General features: G+C 56.4%; 24 protein-coding genes. 14 read left to right on the top strand and 10 right to left on the bottom strand.

Annotated features, from left to right (window positions below):
- Positions 1–316 precede the first annotated feature (316 nt).
- Positions 317–1297: an Rpn family recombination-promoting nuclease/putative transposase gene (locus ACL2XJ_RS17335; protein ID WP_413723910.1), complete on the top strand. Its 981-nt coding sequence runs from the start codon at positions 317–319 to the stop codon at positions 1295–1297.
- Between the two features lie 55 nt (positions 1298–1352).
- Here ACL2XJ_RS17335 and ACL2XJ_RS17330 read toward each other — a convergent pair whose 3' ends face one another.
- Positions 1353–1973: a TetR/AcrR family transcriptional regulator gene (locus ACL2XJ_RS17330; RefSeq protein WP_413723909.1), complete on the bottom strand. Its 621-nt coding sequence runs from the start codon at positions 1971–1973 to the stop codon at positions 1353–1355.
- 93 nt (positions 1974–2066) lie between these two features.
- Between ACL2XJ_RS17330 and ACL2XJ_RS17325 the strand changes: the two genes are divergently transcribed.
- Positions 2067–2945: an NAD(P)H-binding protein gene (locus tag ACL2XJ_RS17325; RefSeq protein WP_413723908.1), complete on the top strand. Its 879-nt coding sequence runs from the start codon at positions 2067–2069 to the stop codon at positions 2943–2945.
- A gap of 379 nt (positions 2946–3324) precedes the next feature.
- On the opposite strand, the gene ACL2XJ_RS17320 is transcribed toward ACL2XJ_RS17325, so the two are convergent.
- The 4 genes from ACL2XJ_RS17320 to ACL2XJ_RS17305 are packed head-to-tail and all read right to left on the bottom strand — an operon-like array spanning position 3325 to position 5934.
- Positions 3325–4203 carry a metal ABC transporter substrate-binding protein gene (locus ACL2XJ_RS17320; protein WP_413723907.1) on the bottom strand — a complete coding sequence of 293 codons (879 nt, stop codon included), beginning with the start codon at positions 4201–4203 and terminating at the stop codon, positions 3325–3327.
- Positions 4200–5087 (bottom strand): metal ABC transporter permease, encoded by an 888-nt coding sequence (locus ACL2XJ_RS17315; RefSeq protein WP_132922383.1) that lies wholly within the window; start codon positions 5085–5087, stop codon positions 4200–4202. Before ACL2XJ_RS17315 ends, ACL2XJ_RS17320 begins: the two co-directional genes overlap by 4 nt.
- The gene (locus ACL2XJ_RS17310) at positions 5084–5797 is read right to left on the bottom strand and encodes a metal ABC transporter ATP-binding protein (RefSeq protein WP_207917823.1); all 714 of its coding nucleotides are present in this window, start codon (positions 5795–5797) and stop codon (positions 5084–5086) included. The genes ACL2XJ_RS17315 and ACL2XJ_RS17310 overlap by 4 nt, the downstream gene beginning before the upstream one ends.
- Positions 5794–5934 (bottom strand): hypothetical protein, encoded by a 141-nt coding sequence (locus tag ACL2XJ_RS17305; RefSeq protein WP_413723906.1) that lies wholly within the window; start codon positions 5932–5934, stop codon positions 5794–5796. Before ACL2XJ_RS17305 ends, ACL2XJ_RS17310 begins: the two co-directional genes overlap by 4 nt.
- Positions 5935–6305: 371 nt before the next feature.
- On the opposite strand from ACL2XJ_RS17305, the gene ACL2XJ_RS17300 reads away from it, so the two are divergent.
- On the top strand, positions 6306–7142 hold the full coding sequence (locus ACL2XJ_RS17300) for a serine hydrolase (protein ID WP_413723905.1): 837 nt from the start codon (positions 6306–6308) through the stop codon (positions 7140–7142).
- 49 nt (positions 7143–7191) lie between these two features.
- On the opposite strand, the gene dksA is transcribed toward ACL2XJ_RS17300, so the two are convergent.
- Positions 7192–7629: an RNA polymerase-binding protein DksA gene (gene dksA, locus ACL2XJ_RS17295; RefSeq protein WP_132922385.1), complete on the bottom strand. Its 438-nt coding sequence runs from the start codon at positions 7627–7629 to the stop codon at positions 7192–7194.
- Between the two features lie 338 nt (positions 7630–7967).
- Here dksA and ACL2XJ_RS17290 point away from each other — a divergent pair, with 338 nt between their 5' ends.
- The gene (locus ACL2XJ_RS17290) at positions 7968–8603 is read left to right on the top strand and encodes a transglycosylase SLT domain-containing protein (protein ID WP_132922386.1); all 636 of its coding nucleotides are present in this window, start codon (positions 7968–7970) and stop codon (positions 8601–8603) included.
- 140 nt (positions 8604–8743) lie between these two features.
- On the opposite strand, the gene phnE (ACL2XJ_RS17285) is transcribed toward ACL2XJ_RS17290, so the two are convergent.
- The 4 genes from phnE (ACL2XJ_RS17285) to phnC form a co-directional block, all read right to left on the bottom strand.
- Positions 8744–9667, bottom strand: a complete 924-nt coding sequence (gene phnE, locus ACL2XJ_RS17285; RefSeq protein ID WP_413723904.1) for a phosphonate ABC transporter, permease protein PhnE — start codon at positions 9665–9667, stop codon at positions 8744–8746.
- Positions 9667–10530: a phosphonate ABC transporter, permease protein PhnE gene (gene phnE, locus ACL2XJ_RS17280; protein WP_132922388.1), complete on the bottom strand. Its 864-nt coding sequence runs from the start codon at positions 10528–10530 to the stop codon at positions 9667–9669. The genes phnE (ACL2XJ_RS17285) and phnE (ACL2XJ_RS17280) overlap by 1 nt, the downstream gene beginning before the upstream one ends.
- A 79-nt stretch (positions 10531–10609) precedes the next feature.
- Entirely contained in the window at positions 10610–11539 is a 930-nt protein-coding gene (gene phnD / locus ACL2XJ_RS17275) for a phosphonate ABC transporter substrate-binding protein (RefSeq protein WP_413723903.1), read from the bottom strand.
- A gap of 111 nt (positions 11540–11650) precedes the next feature.
- Positions 11651–12484 (bottom strand): phosphonate ABC transporter ATP-binding protein, encoded by an 834-nt coding sequence (gene phnC / locus ACL2XJ_RS17270; protein ID WP_132922390.1) that lies wholly within the window; start codon positions 12482–12484, stop codon positions 11651–11653.
- Positions 12485–13003: 519 nt separating this feature from the next.
- Here phnC and phnF point away from each other — a divergent pair.
- The 10 genes from phnF to ACL2XJ_RS17220 are packed head-to-tail and all read left to right on the top strand — an operon-like array spanning position 13004 to position 20510.
- Entirely contained in the window at positions 13004–13732 is a 729-nt protein-coding gene (phnF, locus tag ACL2XJ_RS17265) for a phosphonate metabolism transcriptional regulator PhnF (RefSeq protein WP_203522067.1), read from the top strand.
- Positions 13733–14179 (top strand): phosphonate C-P lyase system protein PhnG, encoded by a 447-nt coding sequence (phnG, locus tag ACL2XJ_RS17260; protein WP_413723902.1) that lies wholly within the window; start codon positions 13733–13735, stop codon positions 14177–14179. It abuts the gene before it with no gap.
- A complete protein-coding gene (gene phnH / locus ACL2XJ_RS17255; protein WP_413723901.1) occupies positions 14179–14760 on the top strand; it encodes a phosphonate C-P lyase system protein PhnH in 582 nt (193 codons plus the stop codon). Before phnG ends, phnH begins: the two co-directional genes overlap by 1 nt.
- Positions 14760–15842, top strand: coding sequence for a carbon-phosphorus lyase complex subunit PhnI (locus tag ACL2XJ_RS17250; RefSeq protein WP_413723900.1), 1083 nt, complete (start codon positions 14760–14762; stop codon positions 15840–15842). Before phnH ends, ACL2XJ_RS17250 begins: the two co-directional genes overlap by 1 nt.
- Positions 15835–16701, top strand: a complete 867-nt coding sequence (locus tag ACL2XJ_RS17245; protein WP_132922394.1) for an alpha-D-ribose 1-methylphosphonate 5-phosphate C-P-lyase PhnJ — start codon at positions 15835–15837, stop codon at positions 16699–16701. The genes ACL2XJ_RS17250 and ACL2XJ_RS17245 overlap by 8 nt, the downstream gene beginning before the upstream one ends.
- Complete coding sequence (gene phnK, locus ACL2XJ_RS17240) at positions 16701–17489, top strand: phosphonate C-P lyase system protein PhnK (RefSeq protein ID WP_132922395.1); 789 nt, start codon at positions 16701–16703, stop codon at positions 17487–17489. The genes ACL2XJ_RS17245 and phnK overlap by 1 nt, the downstream gene beginning before the upstream one ends.
- Positions 17490–17501: 12 nt before the next feature.
- Positions 17502–18224 carry a phosphonate C-P lyase system protein PhnL gene (gene phnL, locus ACL2XJ_RS17235; protein ID WP_413723899.1) on the top strand — a complete coding sequence of 241 codons (723 nt, stop codon included), beginning with the start codon at positions 17502–17504 and terminating at the stop codon, positions 18222–18224.
- Positions 18221–19357 carry an alpha-D-ribose 1-methylphosphonate 5-triphosphate diphosphatase gene (gene phnM, locus ACL2XJ_RS17230; RefSeq protein WP_413723898.1) on the top strand — a complete coding sequence of 379 codons (1137 nt, stop codon included), beginning with the start codon at positions 18221–18223 and terminating at the stop codon, positions 19355–19357. The genes phnL and phnM overlap by 4 nt, the downstream gene beginning before the upstream one ends.
- Positions 19357–19911 (top strand): ribose 1,5-bisphosphokinase, encoded by a 555-nt coding sequence (gene phnN, locus ACL2XJ_RS17225; protein WP_413723897.1) that lies wholly within the window; start codon positions 19357–19359, stop codon positions 19909–19911. The genes phnM and phnN overlap by 1 nt, the downstream gene beginning before the upstream one ends.
- Positions 19908–20510, top strand: coding sequence for a DapH/DapD/GlmU-related protein (locus tag ACL2XJ_RS17220; RefSeq protein ID WP_413723896.1), 603 nt, complete (start codon positions 19908–19910; stop codon positions 20508–20510). The genes phnN and ACL2XJ_RS17220 overlap by 4 nt, the downstream gene beginning before the upstream one ends.
- Positions 20511–20563: the final 53 nt, after the last annotated feature.

Here is a 20563-nt window from a genome sequence, read left to right as displayed (position 1 = left end):
TAGACCAATCCCATGACAAGATTGCCTAAAGCTGTCAGATTGTGGCCGGCGCAAGCCTGACGCTGTGGCCACGATATTGTAGTATTCCTGCGGCGGTGGGGATTGTTCGATTAGTGGCTATCATTATTTTATTTTCAAATCGATAAATACCCTCTCCATTAATTAAGTTTAATAACTTTTAAAACACTTCTTTTATATTTTATTGAACGAATATTTTTAATCATTCTTTATATTTTTTTTGATTAGACTTTAATTCTCTCACTGTTAATATTCACAGTATCGAGGAAAACATTTAATAATGAAATAGATATCTTATATGGTAATTAATTATTCACATCATGATGCAATATTCAAGACGTTTTTAACCGATGCCGCCACTGCCCGTGATTTTTTTGAAATACATTTACCTTCTTCTTTACGACAGCGCTGCAATTTTAATACACTATCCCTGTGTTCCGGTTCTTTTGTGGAAGAGAATTTACGTCATCACTGCTCGGATATGCTTTATTCGGTGCAAACCCGCAAAGGTTCCGGCTATATTTATTGTCTAGTAGAGCACCAAAGCACGCCACAAAGGTTAATGGCGTTTCGTTTAATGCGTTACTGCCTTGCGGCCATGCAGCAGCATCTTGATCAAGGGCATAAAGATCTGCCGGTGGTGGTGCCGTTGCTTTTTTATCAAGGCGGTCGTAAGGGCGGCTACCCTTATGACAATGATTGGTTTAACTGCTTTAACGATATTGAGTTGGCCAGGGATATCTATACACGTCCCTTCCCGCTGATCGATCTCTCGGTCATACCGGATAAGGAGATCTTGACTCATAAGCGGGTAGCTTTACTCGAACTGATACAAAAGCATATCCGGCTGCGGGATATGGCGTTGCTGGTGAAGGATATCGGCACCTTGGTAAACCGGTGGCAACCCTCAAGGAAGCTGCGTAGAAGCCTGATAACCTATATCGCGCGAGCGGGGAAAACCGATGATATCGAGCGTTTTGTGCAGGTGCTGTATCAACATGCGCCGCTTAATGTGGAGGGAAAAGAAATGCTGACCATAGCACAACATTTTGAACGGGAAGGACTGCGAAAAGGCAAGCGAAAAGGCTGGCAGCAAGGCCGACAGGAAGGCCGGCAGGAAGGAAGGCAGGAAGGCAGGCAGCAAGGCCGGCAAGAAGGTATTTTGAAAGGCAAGCTGGAGGTAGCCCGGCAGTCTCTTGCAGATGGTACGGATCGTGCGCTGGTTAAAAAATGGACAGGGCTTTCCGATATGGACTTGGACTGTTTGCTGACTAAATAAGAAATAATCCCCCGCCGCCGGGCAGACTCCCTGTACCGGCCGCGGCCGTCTAATGCTACTGCTTCGTTAATGATTCAATCAAATCAGCGACGGCGCGTCTTATTGGCGCCAAATCAAAATCCGACGCCAAGGCGTCACCGTCGAAGCTTGTCGCCAATTCATCAATACCGAAAAGAGCCCGCACGTATCGCGGATAGATAACCTGGCCGATAAGCCGGTGCGCCGCCTCGGCGCCGGCCTGGGCCGACACACCGAACGTCGTCTGCAGATAAGCGCCCAGACGTCTTTCAACCTCGGTAAACATCACGTCGTAATGCTGCGCCGCCCCCTGCGGGAAGCGGTTGGTTTCCGACATACTGACGCGGCACATTTGTATCGAGGGCTGGTAAAGCAACGTTTCCAGATAGCGGCCACAAAACATCGCCAGCGCTTGCGCCGGTTCATTTGAATAGTCGCCAGGCATTCTCAGCCTGCCGAGAAAAAGCCCACGCACCAGGTCTATGACCGCGAGGAACAGTTTTTCCTTGCTCTCAAAATGAGCATACAGGGAACGTTTCGATGTTTCTCCGCGCCGGGCAACCACATCCATCGACGCCCGCTCGAACCCCATCTCCAGAAACACATCCTTGGCTATCCACAGAATGTGTTCACGTAATTCATCGCCTCTTCTTGCCATGCCTGATTGTAACGTACCTCGCCCTGCCTTGACAAACAAAAAAGTAAACGGTACGGTATAGTTTACTTGGCTACCCAGCAGAGGAATTCAATTATGATTGTCGTAACAACCCCCACCGGCAACATCGGCACACAGGTTCTTGAAAAGATCCTGAACAACGGCGAACCTATTCGTGTTATCGCCCGCGATCCCTCGCGCCTGCCCGCCTCTTTCCGCGAACGCGTGGAGGTTTTTCAAGGTTCCCATGGGGACAGCGCCATCGTCAATCAGGCGTTCGCCGGCGCCGACTCGGTGTTCTGGCTGGTGCCGCCGAACATGCAGGCCGCGAGCCTGGAGGCCGCCTACGTGGACTTCACCCGGCCGGCGTGCGACGCCCTCAAGCGCCATGGCGTCAAACGGGTGGTGGCGGTATCGGCCCTGGGTCGCGGTTGGCCCCGCCACGCCGGATTCGTCTCGGCATCGCTGGCAATGGACGACCTGATCTCCGGCACCGGCGTGAGCTTCCGTGCGCTGACCATGCCCTCGTTTATGGATAACATGCTAATGCAAATAGAGTCCATCAAAAATCAGGGCATGTTCTTTTCCCCCATCGACGGGGACCGTAAATCACCTACCTGCGCTACCCGCGACATCGCCGCCGTTGCCGCCGATTTGCTGCTGGACGCCTCCTGGAGCGGACAGGACAGCGTCCCGATACTTGGTCCCGAAGATCTCTCCTTCAACGATATGGCGGGCATCATGACCGAGGTATTGGGGAAACTTGTGCGTTTCCAGCAAATCCCCTTCGATGCCTTTAAGGCCAAGCTCCTGGGATTCGGCATGTCTGAGGCCATGGCCCAAGGCATGGTCGACATGATGGCGGCCAAGAACGAGGGCATGGACAACACCGTGCAGCGCACGCCGCAATCCGGTAGTCCCACCCGCTTCCGCCAATGGTGCGAGGACACATTGAAACCCGCCGTCACTCACTAGGGCAGAGGCCAGGCCGGCATCTCGCCGGTAGAATATTGACGGGCGAGATACCACGATGCCATTGCCATGCCGGAAAATAACATTCCCTGAATTGATATTTTTCGGCATCACCGGGCTGGTGCTGGCGGTTAAATTGGGACGCCGTTTGTCCCCTCGCTATGGAGCATGGGGAGCCTCGCTGCTGGCGGGATACCAAACGCCCCCGAATGGTTCCCGCCGACAATGCGGTGACGTACAAGATATTAGCCCCAACGGGCTAATAAAACGCAACATATAGTGTTATACGCAAAAAAACAACATGTGTTCCGTATTTATTATTCCGCTTGGGCGTACAGGGTCATGAATTTATATCAATCCGCCAAAGAGTAGGCGTGATATTTTATTTCATGCTGTCGGCGATGGCCTCTACATTATGTTTAAATGCCGCGATATAAGTGGCGGCGGGGCCGTCCGCTTTAGATAACGCTTCGGGATATAACTCACCACCCGGTTTCGCACCGCTGGCGGAGGCAATTTGTTTCACCAGGCGCGGGTCGGTCTGATTTTCAAAAAAATACGTTTTAATATGCTGCTGTTTGATTTGATTAATCAATCCGGCCACATCGCTGGCGCTGGCTTCCGATTCGGTGGAAAAACCCACCGGCGCCAAAAATGAAACGCCATATTCAGCGCCAAAATAGCCGAAGGCGTCATGACTGGTGATCACTTTGCGCCTGGACTGCGGAATAGCTGCAAATTCCGCCTTGGCCCAGCTGTCGAGCTTTTCCAATTGCTGGATATAGGCGCCCCCCTGTCGGCGGAAATAGTCCGCATCTTCCGGATCGGCCGCAATCAGCGCATTCATTACGTTTCTCGCATAGATAGCACCGTTTTTGGCGCTGTTCCAGGCGTGGGGGTCGGTTATGGTTTTACCGTCCTCATCCATATGGCGCGTAGTCCCGCCGTCAGAGGCCGTGATAATGGTGCCTTTATAACCGGAGGCCGTCACCAGGCGCCCCATCCATCCTTCCAAACCCAGGCCGCTGACAAACACCACGTCGGCCCGGCTCAACGCCTGGCTGTCCTTTGGCGACGGCTCGAAGCTATGAGGATCTCCATCCGGCCCCACCAGACTGGTCACTTTCACATGATCGCCCCCAACTTCCTTCACGATATCAGCCAACACGGAGAAGCTGGCCACCGTATCCACGGTTTTGGCCAGCGCCGCAGGGCTTGCCATTATCATCACCACTGCCAGGGATACCGGTAAACGTTTCATTCTTTTTCCTCATTGATAAGTACTCTTCGCCGCCGCAGCATCAGCGCACAGCCGCCGCGCGGGCCCAATAACACCGATAGAAAAAAAATCACGCTGGCGGACAGGACAATGGCCGGCCCGGCCGGCAGCGAGGCGTAAAACGACCACATCAACCCCACCCAGGAGCTCAGCAATCCGATGGCCGCGGCAATCAGCAGAATCACCGGCAAATGTCCTGACCAGCAGCGGGCGGCCACGGCGGGCAGCATCATCAGGCCTACGGACATCAGGGTGCCGAGGATCTGGAATCCGGCCACCAGGTTCAACACCACCAGCGCCAGGAATATGCCGTGAATCACGCGGGGATAGCCCTGGCGGTTCACCCGCAGAAAAGCCACGTCAAAGGCTTCAATTACCAACGCGCGATACAGCAGCGCCAGGCACAGGAAAGTAAAACCGGCAATCAGCCCGACAAATTTGATGGCATTGATATCCACGGCCAGGATCGATCCGAACAGCAGATGCAGCAGATCGACGCTGGAACCGCGAAGCGATACCAGGGTGACGCCCAATGCCAGTGACCCGAGGTAAAAGCCGGCAAAGGTGGCATCCTCTTTTAATTGGGTCATTGAACTTACCCAGCCGGAGAGCAAGGCCACCAGCAATCCGGCGGCGAAACCGCCGATGCCCATGGCCATCAGCGACATGCCTGAGATGAGGTAGCCGATGGCCACGCCGGGGAGAATGGCGTGGGATAGGGCGTCCCCCACCAGGCTCATGCGCCGCAGCAGTAAAAACACGCCCAGAGGGGCGGTGCTTAACGATAAGGCGAAACAGGCCGCCAGCGCCCGGCGCATAAACCCGTAGGCGTTAAACGGATCAATAAAAAAATGCAGCATTATCAACCGACCCGATCAAAGGATTGAAAGCAAAAACAGGATTCCGATTGCGGTGTCCGATGGGACAGGATGTCGGCGGAAGGTCCCCACCGGTTTTGTTCGGGGGTTAACAGCAATGTTTGCGGAAAATGACGGGCCACTTGGCCGTGATCGTGCAGCACCACAATAATGGTTTGCCCCGCCCGGTGGAGCTGACCGATAACCTCCAGCAGGAGATCACAGGTCTGCCGGTCTATGCCGGTGAATGGCTCATCCAACAGCACCAGCGGCGCCTGCTGCACCAGCAGGCGGGCAAACAGCATGCGCTGGAACTGTCCGCCCGAGAGCGCATCTATGGGACGGGTAGGCATGTCCTCCAGCCCCACCCGCTGCAGCGCATGATGAATAAGGGCCTTGTCCGTCCCGCCGATGCGGCGTAGCAATCCGGTAGCCGGCCAGCACCCCATGGACACCACGTCAAAAACATTGACCGGAAACTGTCGATCCAGTTCCGACTGCTGCGGCAAATAGGCGATGCGCGGCGGCCGCGCGGCAGCGAAGGCCAGATTGCCCGCCACCGGCGGCAACAGGCCGGCAAGCGTTTTAAGCAGCGTGGATTTACCGGTGCCGTTGGCGCCGATGATAGCGGTCAAACTGCCGGTTTCAAAGGTGCCGTTAAGAGGACGGCTGATACGCTGTCCTTGATAGCCCAGAACGAGATTATTCAGCGTAATCATGGCAGTAACGACGCCCAATAAATGACGGCCCACAGAACGGCCAGCACCGCACAGGCGGCCAGCATGCGCGTTATGCCGGAAGCGGTAAGCAGGTTGAGGCTTGCCTGGCGGCGTAAAAGAAAAGTAATGGGATTCATAAATAAGCCGAATTATTATTGATACAGTATAACATAACACTCAAAGGGTTCTTTGCCAAGACACATCGGCCGATCGCGCTTTTTTGCGGTAGCGCGCTGCTCCGCTACCAACTGTGGCGGGGAATGCGCCCCGCCGCTAGAATAATAAGGCGGCAGGGGGACGCCGGGATTAAACGGCGAATAAACGATTGCTAATACTACGTTACATATTAAATTGTTTTGTATGTTATAACGTTACTATACAAGTGACTGCGGGATCTGTACCCTTGCATTCCGCCGGACTCCGCGACGGCCAGCAGATGTCTATTACGTTGTTTATCCAACGCGTTAGATACGACATTCCTCTCTACAAAGTCAGGTTAAGAATTACGATGTTAAGGATCAACTCAGTTTATCGGGGATATATCCGGCTGTCCCTGTTGTTGTTGGGTTTCGTGATAAGTTCTCTGTCCCAGGCCCAAATGATAAGCCGACCATCGGTGCAATCCCGTTCCGCTTTGGTCATTGATCAGAATACCGGCAAGATACTCTTTGAAAAAAACGCTCGCCAGGCTTATCCCATCGCCTCGCTGAGCAAGCTGATGACCGCTGTCGTGGTAATGGAAAGCAAGCCGAAGCTCGAACAAAAAATAGAGGTCAGGCCGGACGATCGCGATGTGCTGAAAAGGACCCATTCCAGACTCACCATCGGTTCGGTGCTGACGCGGCGGGATATGCTGCATATCGCCCTGATGTCATCGGAAAACCGGGCGGCGTCCGCGCTGAGCCGGGCCTATCCCGGCGGCCGCGCCGCGTTTGTCAAACACATGAACCAAAAAGCCAGGCAGTTGGGCATGCGACAAACGCATTTCAACGATCCCACTGGCCTGACGCCCCGCAATACCGCCAGCGCCTTTGACCTGTCGCGGATGTTTAACTACGCCTACCGGTTTCCGCTTATCAGGCAATTTTCCGTGGACAAGACCTATACCGTCTATCCGGGGGACAGGCCTCTGGTTTACCGCAATTCCAATGGGTTAATCAACAATCCCTCATGGCATATCGAACTGCAGAAAACCGGTTTTACCGATGAGGCCGGCCACTGCCTGCTGATCCGGACCACCAGCGGCCGGCATACCTACCTGATCGTCATCATGGGGGGGACCGGCTCCTATACCCACTACACCGATGCCATTCATATCAAGAACTGGCTGTCGCATATTGCCTAAGGCCGGCAAACCGGGATGCAAGCTGCGCAAGGCCACATCCCGGCCAACGTTAGTCCGCCCGACGGTACAAGGGTTCACGCATTTCCTGCGTGACCTTGGCATCAATGCTTCTTTCCGCGATGGGGCGCAGCAGCAGCCGAGGCAGCCCTATGGGTTCGTCCGTTTCGATGCAATAGCCGTAGGTGCCGTTTTCAATACGGCGCAGGGCGGCATCATATTTAGGCAGTAAACGGCTTTCCCGGTCGATTTGCCGGAAGAGAAAGCGTAACTCCTCTTCGCGCATGGCCTTGTCCGCCTCATCGCCGCTGGCGTCGTTACTCTTTTTGATTTCCGTCTTCAGCCCATCGATATGATCCAACAGCCCGCGCCGTTCAGTTGCCAGCCGCCGTTTGAAAAAATCGAGCTGGGCTGCGTTCATATATTCCCGTTCATCCATGGACAAGAGTGTCTGTTCGTCTATTTCAGGTATCTGGATTGAATCGGTCATTGTTCCCTCCCAACAGCGTTTGAAAACTCCGGTAGCGACGTGCCAATTGCCCGTGGGGAAACGGCAGCAAGCGGCTCAAAGCGTTAATGCCCGGCCTAAATTAAGGCGATATAGTATAACATAACAGCCCATTTTATCTACCGGCATATGACCTGATTGTGCTGCCCTGACGCCCAGGCCAATGAAATAGCCGGTAGCCGACGTTAGGAAATGGTGAAGAAATAAACTGTGACAGCGCTCTGATTTTTTTGAGGATTAATCCTAGAAATCAATAAATTTATTCTGCTGACTTGAAATCTTGTATATGCTGGCGAACGTTCCCGTCGCGAGAGACCTCAGTGAAGCCGAAAATCATACTTCTTATGGCCGCGCTCATATTAGCGGGTTGTGCCAAGCAACCCCCCCCGCGGACGATAAGCCTGGTGACCAGCACACCGATGACAATGCTGCCCGCTCCGGCGCCCAAAAGCGGCACCTATGGCGACTATATTCATGATTCCGCCAGCGTTTATGGCGTGGATGAAAACCTGGTGAAAGCCATTATCCAGGTTGAATCCGGTTTTAACCCTTCCGCCGTCAGCCGGTCCAACGCCATAGGCCTGATGCAGCTTAAAGCGGAAACCGCCGGGCGAGATGCCTACCGGTTCAAGGGCCGCTACGGCCAGCCCAGCGCGTATGAATTAAAAGATCCGGCGATTAATATCGATTTGGGCACCGCTTACCTTGGCATATTGCAGCGACAGCTCTCCGGCATATCCAACCCGCAGACGCTGCGCTACGCCCTGACAGTGGCTTATGTCAACGGCGCAGGGGCTTTGCTGCGTTCCTTCTCCAGCGATCGCGGGCGGGCCATCGCCATGATCAACGACATGACGCCTGATCAATTCTACCGTCATGTGCAGACGCGGCATCCGGCGCCCCAGGCGACACGCTATCTCTGGAAAGTGAACAACGCCTATCTGGCAATGCGTTAAGACGCCGCCACCCTTTTCATCCCCATCGGCCATGGTTTTAACCATGGCCGAATCCGTTTCGGGCCGGCCTGGGGCGCCAGGGGAATGGCTTATATCTCAAGTGGTCGCCAAGGCAAACATCGTGGTGTTGATTAAAGGTTTTATTTGCGTGGAGTGCCGGTCTGGGAGGTGCCGGTCTGGGAGTGTTGACCGAACAGCGGAATATCTTCCCCGGCGATGTACTTTTTGCGCAGAATGGCCGAAATTTTATCCATGACCATGACAATCGCCACCAGGATCAGGGTGATAAACATCACTACGTCCCAATTCCACAACCGCATATTTTCCGCATATACCAGGCCGACCCCGCCCGCGCCGACAAATCCCAGCACCGCCGCGGAGCGGGTGTTGGATTCAATCTGATACAGGCTCAGCGCCAGAAAAACCGGAAATGACTGGGTGAAGATGCCATAACGGTGTTTTTGCAGACTATTGGCCCCCAAAGCGGTCAACCCGCGGCCGGGAGACTTATCCACCGCTTCGTGGCCTTCGGCAAACAGTTTGCCCAGCAGCCCGACGTCTTGCATAAATATCGCCAGTACGCCGGCCAGCGGCCCCATCCCCAGCGCGCGCACAAATACCATGCCCCAGATGGCCATATCCACCCCGCGAAAAATATCCAGCAGACGCCGTACCACGATGGCCACCAGCCGCAGCGGCGGCGACACCATGACATTGCGCGCCGCCAGGAACGATATCGCCAGGCCGACAACGGTCGCGGTCAGTGTGCCCACCCAGACAATGGCCAGGGTAATGAAAATCTGCTGCAGATAGTAGCCGAACGGCCATTGGGCGAAATCGTGCCAGACAAACATGCGTAAAAAATAGTGGCCAATCTGCTGGCAGCCGTTCATCAGGCGCGGCCAAGGGATGCCGTACTGATAAAAGAAAAAGACGTAATAAATAATTATCGCCGCGCCGACCAAAGCCAGCTTGAGCACGTCCTTTTTTTGCCGGGCGAAAATGTGCCGGTTTTGCTGCTTGATTTCCCGTATCGCCTGCAGCGACAGCGTATCGGTAAACATCAGTTGTTCCCCTCGACGACCCATTTGCGCAATTTGCCGGAAAGGTAATCCAGCGCCGAAACCACCAGCACAATCAACAGCAGAGTCATACTGACCTGATCATAATGATCGAGCTTGATATTAATCATCAGTTCCTGGCCGATGCCACCCGCGCCCACCAGTCCCAGGATGGTGGACAGCCGGAAATTCACTTCTAGCCGCATAAAGCTATAGGATAAAAAGACCGGTTTCACCTGCGGCCAAAGCCCGAAACGCATGCAGGATATCCGCCCGGCGCCGCAGGCGGCCAGGCCGCGAACAGGTTTATCCGAAGCGGTTTCCACCGCTTCGTAAAACAGCTTGGTCAAGCTGCCGACGGTATGCAGCGCCAGCGTGAGAAAGCCGGGGAACGTGCCGATACCGAACGCCATGACAAACATTACCGCCCAGGCCAGTTCGGGCATGGTGCGCAGGAACGCCACCAGCGTACGTATGGACCAGCGCAGATAAAACGGGCTTCGGGTATTATTCGCCGCCAGAAACGCCAGCACGGTGGCCGCCAGCACGGATAAAATGGTGGAGGCCAGCGCCATATGCAGCGTGTCCCAGATCAAGGGCAGCTGGATGGGCAGCCGATAGCCCCAATACGCCAGCGAGCCGGCGGTATGCACATTGCCGAACAGCTGTTGCCAGTGCAGTATCGGTACGGTCTGTACCAGATAATCGAAAAAGTGCGGCATGGCGGTCCATACCGTATGCAAATTGAATTCGGCGATGTTGCCGGCGGCCAGATACAGCGCCACCAGGGTCAATGACCATAGCAGGGTGTCGCGTTTTTGCTTGCGCCGCACCTGATGGTAATAGTGGTTGAAATCGGTATTCAATATGCGTCACCGGTAAAATGCCGGTCCCAGACAAAGGGACCGGCTGGGCTGTTGACAAAGAGCCGGACCCGAACATGGATTAGCGATTCTGCGTCAGCGCTTTTTTCAGGTCGATAATGTTCTGGAATTCGGCGATAGAGGTGGGCTCGATATGCTGAGTACCGCCCACGGCCTTGACGAAACAGGCGTGATCTTCTTTGTCCAGCTGTTTGATGGTGTCAACCACCTTGGCTTTGAAATCCGCCGGTAAAGAATGACGCACCAGGATCGGACCGTTGGGGATCATCGGCGATTGCCAGATAATGCGAATCTGTTTCATCAAATCCGGATGGTCCATTCTGATCAAACGGCCGAAAGCGCCGGTGTTATAGCCTTTATTATAATCCCCGGTCATGGAAGTCCAGGTCACGGCCCCTTCGAACTGGCCGTTCAGCACGCCGAGAATATCCTGTTCATGGCCGCCGGAAAAGGTCACGCTGGAGAAGGTATTGTTATATTTATTATCCGTATTGCCACCGAACTGTTTCTTGAACACGAAATCCGGGATCAGGTAGCCCGAGGTGGAATCCGTGTCGGCGAAACCGAAGGATTTGCCTTTCAGGTCATCCAGTTTTTTATAGGGACTGTCGGCTTTCACGACCACCACGGAATAATAGCCGCGGGATTGGTCGGTATCATCCACCACTATCCCCACCAGGTCGACGGCATCAGGTTTATTTAGATAAACCGACGCATAGGACGACGGGGACATACTCAATACCATATCGACTTTGTCTCCCAATAAACCCTGGATTACGCCGGCATAGTCGGAAGAATTACGCAATTTGGTATCGACGTGTAATTTTTTATCAAAAAATTCTTTTACGCAGAGGTTATCGCCAATTTGCTGTGTGGCGTTTTGCCCGCCTAAAATGCCCAGGTTAAGCTCTTTCGGCGCATCGGCCGCCGCCACGTTGAACATGATGGTGGAGCCGACCACAAGGGCAGCCAGAGAAGATATTTTTTTCATTAAATAGCCTTTATGTTTAAAGAGAGAGAATAGTTCGCTGATACAATAAATTAACCCTGATTACCACCCGAAATGCATTCTTCCAACGCCATGATTGTATTTTAAAATCCATCAATGTAACTGTTCTTTTTCGTCGCCATATAAACGATGCAATATTCCGTCAGTTAATAATGAGGGATGATTATCGAAAATAATCTGTCCCTGGGCGATGCCGATAACCCGGCTGCAATACTCTTTTACCAATTCCACGGAATGCAAATTCACCACGACTGCAATATTTCTTTCGGCAACGCTTTGCAGGGCGTCCATAATCCGACGGGTATTTTTCGGATCGAGGGAAGCTACCGGTTCATCCGCCAGCAGAATTTTCGGGTTTTGCATTAACACCCGGCAAATGGCTACCCGCTGCATCTGTCCGCCGGAAAGATTTTCCGCCCGCTGCAAGGCATGGGGTAAAATATTTAGCCACTGCAGTAATTCAATGGCCCTGGCGCGATCGCTGTCGGTGAAAATCTTGAAAAAGGATTTGAACGTCGACGTGTGGCTCAGGCGTCCCAATAATACATTCGTTAAAACATCGAGACGCGGAACCAGGCAAAAGTCTTGGAAAATCATACCGCATTGCGCCCGCCAGCGCCGCATTTGCCGTGGAGTCAGGCGTGCGATATCCAGAATATCCCCCTCCTGGCGATAATGCAGCAATTCACCGCTGGAAGAAGGGATAGTGCCGTTCAATACATGCAACAGCGTCGATTTGCCGGCGCCGGATCGGCCGATAACCGCCACAAATTCACCGGCATAGAGATTGAAATTGATATCAGACAGGACCGGCTGCTGGGATTTGTAATGTTTATATAATCCTTTTACCGCCAGTACTTGCTGTTGCCGCGTCGGCTGTTGGCCGGGAATGGGTGTCTGCGCAAGCTTGAGGAGTGGCTGGGCCATATTATTTCTCCGGAGGTCAGCGATATGGTTGGTATTAACGGATTAAATTATGACAACTTAATGATGATAAGATGACCTGCCGGTGACATAATAATGACTTGATCCAGCCGGCGATAAAAAAATTATTGTATTAATTTACGTTTTTCCGGGATGAAAATTTAACAAATATCACGGTAAGTATGCAACAGGAAAGTCTTTTATTCTTGCCTGCTAATACCCCCCCTTCCCTAGACCCCGATGAGACATCATTCAAACGCAATTAATCATTAATAAAACCCGAGAGACTTTGATTGTTTCTCCGAATTTTCTTTTATCTTTAATACTCTTACCAGAAAATAAATTCGCCCGCTTAAAGAGTTCATGATTCCGTCATATTCCATTAACCCGGCTGTCATTTAGCGTCTGCATGATAAATCCCATTCCACGGCAAGGTGTGCATTATGTCGGCATTGAACCCGAGAACATCTGGCTTGCCTCTTTTAATAAACCTGAATGATCCGGTCAGCGGAGATTTTAATTATGCTGCACTTGTCTAGACATCCGACCAGTTATCCTACCCGCTACGAGCAAATCGCCGCGCTGCTTGAGCAGGAGTTGCGTTCCCATTACCGCTGCGGCGACTATCTGCCGTCCGAGCAGCAGTTGGCGCAACGGTATGAGGTCAATCGCCATACCCTGCGCCGGGCGGTGGATCAGTTGGTGGATCGAGGCTGGCTGCAGCGCCGGCAGGGCATCGGCACCCTGGTGCTGATGCGGCCTTATGATTATCCCCTGCATGCCCGCGCCCACTTCAGCCAGAACCTGCTGGATCAAGGCAGCCACCCCACCAGCGAACTGCTGCTGGCGGTGCTGCGTCCCGCCAGCGGTTCCATCGCCGCCGCGCTGAGCTGCGAAGAGGGGCAAAACGTTATACACCTGCGCACCCTGCGCAGGGTGAATAACGTGCCGCTAAGCGTCATCGATCACTATCTGCCGGATCTGCTCTGGTGGCCGGCGCTGCAACGGTTTCGCAGCGGTTCGCTGCACGATTTTATCCGGCAGGAATTACACCAGCCATTGGTGCGCCGCCAGACGCGCATCAGCGCCCGCCGCGCACAGGCCAAAGAGAGCCAGTTGCTGGAAGCGGCCAACCAAACTCCGTTGTTGTGCGTTCGCACCCTCAACACCTGCGCCGGCGGCGACAAGGTGGCGGAATACTCCGTCACCCTGACGCGCGCCGATATGATTGAACTGACCATGGAGCACTGAATGCATACCTTAGAGGCCAGGCAACGCTGGATGTCGGTTTTGGCGTCCAGTCCCGCCGCCCTGCTGCGGGACCATTGGCAGGGACTGGATCTGCATCCCGCCTATCGCGCCGTCCGGGCGCCGGAAATCGGGCTCACCCAGCTACAGGCCCGTATGGGCGCCACCGGCCGCCGCTTTGTGCTGGGGGATATGACCGTCACCCGGGCGGTTGTTCAGCTGGATAACGGTACCTATGGCTACGGCTATATCGCCGGACGCGACAAGGCCCACGCCGACCTGTGCGCGCTGATTGACGCCCTGATGCAGCAAACAGAGTATCGGGAGCGTTTGCAGTCACAGCTGATCGAGCCGCTGGCCGCACGGCGACGGGAACAGCAACAGCTGCGCGCCCGCGCCGTCGCCGCCAGTCGGGTGGATTTCTTTACTCTGGTAAGGGGGGACAGCTAATGACGCTTCTTGCCGGCTTTACCCATCCCGTTTTCCAGGCGCAGCGATCGTTCAGGCTGCTGCTCAAAGCGCTGAGCGAACCGGGCCACCGTATTACCCTCGACGATTGTCCCCGCTGGGACGCCGTCGTTCCCGCCGCCGCCGGCGTGCTGCTGACCCTGGCTGACGGTGAAACGCCTTTATATATCACGCCGTCATTGTGCAGCGACAGCGTGCAGGCCACGCTGCGTTTTCATACCGGCGCTCCGCTGGTGCAGGCGCTGACGGGCACCGGCTTTGCGCTGTTCGATGACCGGATTACCGGGCCGGATTTGCTGGCCTTGCCCTGTGGCGATGAAACCTCGCCCGAGTCGGGAGCCACGGTGCTGGTGCAGGTGGCCTCCCTGGATGAGGGAACGCCGCTGCGCCTTAGGGGGCCGGGTATCAAGGAACGGCGCGATATCGCCCCGGCGCTGCCCGCGGCGGTAAAGGACTATTTATTGACCCCGTCCCGGCGTTTTCCCTTGGGCCTTGATTTTATCCTGCTGTGCGACGACCAGTTGCTGGCAATCCCGCGAACCACCCACGTGGAGGTGTACTGATGTATGTCGCAGTGAAAGGGGGCGAGAAGGCCATTGATGCCGCCCATCAATTACAGGAGCATCTGCGCCGCGGGGATAGCGCTTTGCCGGACATCGATTGCGAACAGATCGATCAACAGCTGGGCCTGGCGGTGGATCGGGTCATGACCGAAGGGGGCATTTACGACCGGCAGTTGGCGTCCCTGGCGATAAAGCAGGCCGGCGGCGATCTGGTGGAGGCGATTTTTCTGCTGCGCGCCTACCGTACCACCCTGCCGCGCCTGGGGGTCAGCGAACCGCTGTGCACCGAAACCATGCGCCTTGAGCGCCGGATCTCGGCGGTTTACAAAGATTTGCCCGGCGGTCAGGTACTGGGCCCCACCTATGATTATACCCACCGCCTGCTGGATTTTGCCCTGCTGGCGGAGGGGGAAGCGCCCACGGCGCCCCAGGCGGACGATCCGCTGCCGGAAAGCTGCGCCCACGTATTCGATTTGCTGAACCGGGAAGGACTGGCGCGGGCCGAGCAGGACGACGGCAGCGAACCGGATGACATCACCCGCCATCCGCCGGTGTATCCCGGCTCCCGTTCGGCGCGGCTGCAGCGGCTGGTGCGCGGCGATGAGGGATTCCTGTTGGCCCTGGGCTATTCGTCCCAGCGCGGTTACGGCCGCAGCCATCCGTTTGCCGGCGAGATCCGCTGCGGCTATCTCAGCGTGCAATGGGTGCCGGAAGAGCTGGGTTTCGCCGTTGAGGTGGGTGAAATCCTGCTGACCGAATGCGAAATGGTCAACGGTTTTGTCGACCCGGGCAATGAACCGCCTCACTTCACCCGGGGCTACGGTCTGGTGTTCGGCCGCGCCGAACGCAAGGCCATGTCCATGGCGCTGGTGGATCGCGCCCTGCAGGCCGGGGATTACGACGAACCCGTCGCCAGCCCGGCCCAGGATGAAGAGTTTGTACTGGCCCATGCCGACAATGTCGAAGCATCGGGTTTCGTCTCCCACCTGAAATTGCCCCATTACGTGGATTTTCAGGCGGAGCTGGAGCTGCTTAAACGCCTGCGCCGGGAATACGCCGCCGGAGGGGAAAACCATGAGTGATATTTTGACCGGCTACAATCCGGGTTATCTGGATGAACAGACCAAACGCATGATTCGCCGCGCTATTTTAAAGGGCGTGGCGATCCCCGGTTATCAGGTGCCGTTCGGCGGCCGCGAAATGCCGATGCCTTATGGCTGGGGCACCGGCGGTATCCAGGTGACCGCCAGCATCATCGGCACGACCGATGTGCTTAAGGTCATCGACCAAGGGGCGGACGACACCACCAACGCGGTCTCCATCCGTCGCTTCTTTCAGCGGGTAGCCGGCGCGGCCACCACCGAACGCACCGTGGAGGCCACCATTATCCAGACCCGCCACCGCATCCCGGAAACGCCGCTGGCGGAAGATCAAATCCTGGTTTACCAGGTGCCCAATCCCGAGCCCCTGCGTTTTATCGAGCCCAGGGAGACCGAGACCCGCAAAATGCACGCCCTGGAAGAGTATGGCGTGATGCAGGTGAAGCTGTACGAGGATATCGCCCGCTACGGCCACATCGCCACTACCTACGCCTATCCGGTAAAGGTCAACGGCCGTTATGTCATGGACCCGTCGCCGATCCCGAAATTCGACAATCCGAAGATGCATATGATGCCGGCGCTGCAGCTGTTCGGCGCCGGACGGGAAAAACGCATCTATGCCCTGCCGCCGTTTACCCAGGTGGAAAGCCTGGATTTTGACGACCATCCCTTTACCGTCCAGCAGTGGGACGAGCCCTGCGCCATTTGCGGCTCCCGCCACAGCTACCTGGACGAAGTGGTACTGGACGACCTGGGCAACCGGATGTTCATTTGCTCGGATACAGACTATTGCCGGCAGCAACTGGCGTTATCCCAACCCCCACATGAGGCGTCCCGCTGATGAATGTTGCAACCCTTTCTTCAACGCCGCTGCTGTCGGTGGAAAACCTGACCTATTTTTATACCCCCGGCAAGGGCTTCGGCAATGTCTCCTTCGAGATTTACCCCGGCGAAGTGCTCGGCATCGTCGGCGAATCCGGCTCCGGCAAAACCACCCTGCTGAAAGCCATTTCCGCCCGACTGGCGCCCCAGGAAGGGCGGATTATCTACCGCCCCGGCGCCGGCGAGGAGCACGATCTTTACCGGATGGCCGAGAGCGATCGCCGCCGCCTGCTGCGTACCGACTGGGGCGTGGTGCACCAAAATCCCCTCGACGGGCTGCGGGCGCGGGTATCCGCCGGCGGCAATATCGGCGAACGGCTCATGGCGGTGGGGGAGCGTCATTACGGCGACATCCGCCGCCAGGCCGGACAATGGCTCACCGACGTGGAAATTCCCCTGGCGCGCCTGGACGATGTTCCCACCACCTTTTCCGGCGGAATGCAGCAGCGGCTGCAAATCGCCCGCAATCTGGTGACCCACCCGAAGCTGGTGTTCATGGACGAACCCACCGGCGGGCTTGACGTATCGGTGCAGGCAAGGCTGCTGGATCTGCTGCGCGGCCTGGTGGTGGAGATGCAGTTGGCGGCGGTGATCGTGACCCACGATCTCGGCGTGGCGCGCTTATTGGCCCACCGGCTGCTGGTAATGAAGCACGGGGAAGTGGTGGAAAGCGGTCTGACCGATCGGGTGCTAGACGATCCCCATCATCCTTATACCCAACTGCTGGTGTCGTCCATTTTGTCCTGAACGAGAGAATTTATGCAAAATTTACCAGACAACGCGCTATTACAAGTGGAACACCTGAGCAAGACCTTTGTGCTGCATAACCAGGACAGCGTACGCCTGCCGGTGCTGGCGGATGCCAATCTGACGGTCAGCGCCGGGGAGTGCCTGGTGCTGAACGGCCATTCCGGCAGCGGTAAATCCACCCTGCTGCGATCGCTGTATGCGAACTATCTGCCCGACAGCGGCCATATCTGGCTGCGTCATCAGGACCAGTGGCTGGATATGGTACCCGCCGACGCCCGGCAGATCATGGCGGTACGCCGCCATACCCTCGGCTGGGTAAGCCAGTTTTTACGGGTCATTCCGCGTATCAGCGCCCTGCAGGTAGTTATGCAGCCCCTGCTGGAGCTGGGTATCGATGAGGGCATCTGCCGCGAGCGGGCCGAGGGGCTGCTGGCCCTTCTCAACGTGCCGCGGCGGCTCTGGCCTCTGGCGCCGTCGACCTTTTCCGGTGGGGAACAGCAACGGGTCAATATCGCCCGCGGTTTTATCGTCGACTACCCGGTGCTGTTGCTGGACGAACCCACCGCCTCTCTGGACAACCGCAACAGCGCGGCGGTGGTGGGGCTGATTGAACGTGCCAAACAGCGCGGCGCCGCCATCGTCGGCATCTTTCACGACGACGGGGTGCGGGCGCGGGTAGCCGACCGTTTATATGCCATGCAGCCTCCCCATGGGTTGGAGATGTCAAAATGATCATCAATAACGTTAAGCTGGTTTTGGAAAACGAGGTGGTGGAGGGCGCCATCGAGACGGAAGACGGTATTATCCGCCGCATCGGCGAGAGCCCCAGCCGGCTGCCGCAGGCCCTGGACGGCGAAGGAGGCTGGCTGCTGCCCGGTCTCATCGAGCTGCATACCGACAACCTGGATAAATATTTCAATCCGCGGCCGAAGGTGGACTGGCCGTCCCATTCCGCCATGAGCAGCCATGATGCGCTGATGATAGCCAACGGCATCACCACGGTGCTGGATGCGGTGGCGGTGGGCGATGTCCGCGAAGGCGGCCACCGGCTGGGCAACCTGCAAAAAATGATCGATGCGGTTATCAACAGCCAGCAGGCGGGGCGCAACCGCGCCGAACACCGGTTGCATCTGCGCTGCGAGCTGCCCCATCACAGCACCCTGCCGCTGTTCGAGCAATTGGTGGATAAACCCGGCGTGTCCATGGTCTCGCTGATGGACCATTCGCCGGGTCAGCGCCAGTTCGCCTCTCTGGAGAAGTACCGCGAATATTACCAGGGCAAATATCACTTCACTCCGGGTCAGATGGCTGCGTTCGAAGAGGAGCAAACCGGCCTGGCGCAGCGCTGGTCGGCGCCCAACCGCACGGCCATTGCCGCACACTGCCGCCGGCGCGACATTGCCCTGGCCAGCCATGATGACGCCACCGAGGAACACGTTGCGGAATCCGCCGTCCTGGGCGCGGCCATTGCCGAATTTCCCACCACGGAAGCCGCCGCCGCGGCTTCTCGCCGCCATGGCCTACAGGTCTTGATGGGCGCGCCGAATATCGTGCGGGGAGGATCCCATTCCGGTAATGTGGCGGCCCAACACCTGGCGACTCTCGGCATGCTGGATATCCTCTCCTCGGATTATTACCCCGCCAGCCTGATGGACGCCGTGTTTCGCATTGCCCATGACGAGAGCAACGCCTACACCCTGCCGCAGGCGGCTAAAATGGTCACGCTGAATCCGGCGCGCGCCCTGGGACTTAGCGATCGCGGGCTGATCGCCGAAGGCAAGCGCGGGGATCTGGTTTTGGTCAATCGCCACGACGGCCATATCTATGTGAAAAATGTCTGGCGCCAGGGCCGACAGGTTTACTGATGAGCCGCCTCATTTATCTTATGGGCCCGTCGGGATCCGGCAAGGACAGCCTGCTGGCGGCGATGCGCAGCCGGCCGGTGCCTTCTGTGCTGGTCTCGCATCGCTACATTACCCGCCCGCCCGGCGACGGCAGCGAGAACCACATTGCCCTGAGCGAAAGCGAGTTCATGCAGCGCCGCGCCGCGGGGCTGTTCGCGCTGCACTGGCAGGCGCACCGCTACTATTACGGCCTGGGCATTGAAATCGATTTATGGCTGCTGCGGGACAGCCATGTAGTGGTGAATGGTTCCCGCGCCCATCTTGCCCAGGCGCAGCAACGCTACGGAGAGCGCCTGCTGCCGGTCTGCCTGCGGGTCTCGCCGGCCAACCTGCGGCAGCGGCTGCGCCAGCGGGGACGGGAAACCGCCAAGGAGATTACCGAGCGGCTGGCCCGGGCGGCTGAGTACCAGCAGTCTGTGCCGGACCGCTGCGCCTGGCTTGATAACAACGGCCCCATCGCCGACACCGTAACGGCCTTTCTGGCCCTGATTAATCCGCCACAGGAATCAATATGAATATCGAAGCGCAACCCAAGATAGGCAATAACGTGACGCTGAACCAATCCCGGTTGGGTCAGTACGTCCATTTAGGGGACGACGCTATACTGGAGGAGGTGGAGATGGGGGATTACTCCTATACCGCCGGCCACAACCAGATCTCTTATGCCACCGTAGGCAAATTCGTCTCCATCGCCACCTATGTCCGGATCAATCCCGGCAATCATCCCACCTACCAGCGTATCGCCCAGCACCACTTCACCTACCGCAGTTCGGACTATGATCTCGGTGAGGACGACGAAGCCATTTTTGACTGGCGCCGCGCCCAGCACGTCACCATCGGCCATGATGTCTGGATAGGCCATAACGCGGTGATCATGCCGGGCGTCACCATCGGCAACGGCGCGGTGGTGGGCAGCGCGGCGGTGGTGACCAAGGATGTCGCCCCTTACGCTATTGTCGCCGGCGTGGCGGCGAAACAAATCGGCAGCCGTTTCTCAGATTCCCTCATCGAACGTATCGAGCGCAGCCAGTGGTGGCATTGGGATCACGAGACCCTGCGGGAACGGATGGCGGATTTTCGCGATATGGAAAAATTTATCGCTCGCTACCTCTGATATCACGCCATGGCCGCAGAAGTTAGCTGACAGCGAGGATACAATGAGCTAAG

Origin of the sequence: Sodalis sp. RH16 (assembly GCF_047324245.1) — a bacterium.
Lineage (GTDB): Bacteria > Pseudomonadota > Gammaproteobacteria > Enterobacterales > Enterobacteriaceae > Acerihabitans > Acerihabitans ligni.
Note: the sequence above shows the minus strand (reverse complement) of the source record. Positions and strands in the feature narration are given on the sequence as shown.